This is a genomic window from Acidobacteriota bacterium, assembly GCA_034211275.1.
GTDB lineage: Bacteria > Acidobacteriota > Thermoanaerobaculia > Multivoradales > JAHZIX01 > JAGQSE01.
This window is the reverse complement of record JAXHTF010000374.1, coordinates 1-2,013: the sequence shown is the minus strand read 5'-3', so window position 1 is coordinate 2,013 and position 2,013 is coordinate 1. Positions and strand designations below refer to the sequence as shown.

Sequence of the window (2,013 nt, the reverse complement as noted above, 5' to 3'; positions counted from 1 at the left end):
GGAGAATCCGACAAGATTCGACAGAATCCGACAGAAATCCGCCTCAGATCGGCCCTCGACGGCCCGGCTTCCCAAACCTCGAGCGCCACACCTGCGCCCAGAGCCCGATTGGAGATGGAATGAGAAGGCCGACCTCCCACGGGATGCGATAAGCTCCCGAAGACTAGGCACCGAAGGTGCAGAAGAGGAGATCGGCCATGAACATGAAAAAGCAGAACAAGCATAGCATCGATTCGAAGGGTCCGCAGTGGGGACCGATGCCGGCACGGACGGTCGGCGTTGACATCGGGGACAAGCACAGCTGGTGTTGCACGCTCGACGAACACGGCGAGGTGATTAATCTCGCGCGGGTGGCGACAAGCAAGAAGGCGCTGGGCAAGAAGTTCGAGACGATGGAGCCATGCCGGATCGGGCTCGAGGTGGGGACGCATTCGCCGTGGATCAGCCGGCTGCTGGAGAGCTTTGGGCATGAGGTGATCGTGGCCAATGCGCGTGAGATGAAGGCGATCAGCCAGAGTTCGCGGAAGGACGACCGGGTGGACGCGGAGACGTTAGCGCGGCTGGCGCGGGCGGATCCGCGGCTGCTGAGGCCGATCCGGCATCGTGGCGAGGAGGCGCAGGCGGACCTGATGGTGATCCGCGGCCGGGCAGTGCTGGTGGGCGCGCGCACGAAGGTGGCGAATGCGGCGCGGGGGCTGGCGAAGGCGGCCGGGGAGCGGCTGCCGCATTGCGCGGCCGAGGCACTGGGTCCGGAACACCTGGCCGAGCTGCCGACGCCGTTGCGCACTGCGCTGGAGCCGTTACTGAAGCAGGTGCGATCGCTGACCGAGCAGATCCGCGCTTACGATAAAAAGATCGCGGAGGCGGCGAAGAGTAAGTACCCGGAGACGAAGCTGCTGAAGCAAGTAAGTGGTGTGGGAGATCTGATCGCGCTGACGTTTGTGCTGACCATCGACGATCCAAAGCGATTCCGGAGGAGCCGTGACGCCGGCTGCTACGTGGGATTGCGGCCGCGGCGATCCAACTCCGGACAAGACGAGCCGGAGTTGCCGATCACCAAGGAAGGAGACGGGTATCTGCGGGTGCTGCTGGTGCAGGGAGCGCACTATGTTCTGGGCTGGCGAGGTCCGGACACGGACTTGCGGCGCTGGGGGCTGAAGCTGGCCGAACGGGGGCGGAAGAACGCGAAGAAACGAGCGGTGGTGGCAGTGGCGAGGAAGCTGGCGGTGCTGCTGCATCAGTTGTGGGTAAGTGGAGAGGTTTACGAGCCGCTGCGCAATAGCCGGGCGAAGGCCAAGCCGGCGGCTGCATAGTGCAGTTGTGGTTAGTTGGCGTCAGCGGCAGGGATTGAGGAATGCGGAATTCGAGCCGAATGGAGTCAGTAGCCAATCGCCGAGTTCGGGTGACTGCGAGGGCGCGGCGGAACGCCGGCATCCGGTTCACGGAGGCCGCCAGTTCGACACTGGAGATAGCAGCACCCACCACAATTGAGGACCCCAACTGACACCGGAGCAAAAAGCTCCACGAAGAGTGCGAATGGAAGCGGGGCGATGTGGCGGCTGGAAACTGGCTGGAATGGCTCGAGAGGCGACGCCTCCCGCTGGTCGGGCGGGGGCCGGTCCGCGTGACACGGCCAGAGACAATCTAAGAGGAAGAAGCTCGAGGCGGTGAAGCGCCTCCCGCTGGTCGGCGAAGGGCAGTCCACGTCAACCGGCAAGCAGATTTCGGTTGACAGGGGGGGCCTTCTCATGGAAGCCGCGCCCGCAGGAAGCGGTTTCCGCAACGCCCGGCCCACTCGCACCGAACATCCGCTCCCTCTGGTCGCTCCATTGACCTCGGTCGATTTGCGAAACGAAATCAAACCAGCGCAATCCGCCCCGAATCAACAAGATCCACAGGGAGGCGAACGTCAGCTCGCGCGGGGGCTCGTTGTTTGAACGGCTCGAGTCCTGGAGCCCGGTCGTCGCGTCCGGGTTCACGTCGTCCGGTCCGCAGATCGGGGTCCGCCGCCTT

2 protein-coding genes are annotated in these 2,013 nt (G+C 64.2%); one reads left to right on the top strand and one right to left on the bottom strand.

Translation table 11 applies throughout. The features are described from left to right. Positions 1-197 precede the first annotated feature (197 nt). Positions 198-1,313 carry an IS110 family transposase gene (locus SX243_26130; protein ID MDY7096465.1) on the top strand — a complete coding sequence of 372 codons (1,116 nt, stop codon included), beginning with the start codon at positions 198-200 and terminating at the stop codon, positions 1,311-1,313. 393 nt (positions 1,314-1,706) lie between these two features. Here the strand turns inward: SX243_26130 and SX243_26125 are convergent. Then, positions 1,707-2,013: hypothetical protein (locus SX243_26125; GenBank protein ID MDY7096464.1), on the bottom strand; the 307-nt coding region annotated here is incomplete at its 5' end.

Coding starts and splice junctions, on each gene's coding strand:
- SX243_26130 (MDY7096465.1), top strand. CDS start 198: ATGAACATGAAAAAGCAGAACAAGCATAGCATCGATTCGAAGGGTCCG.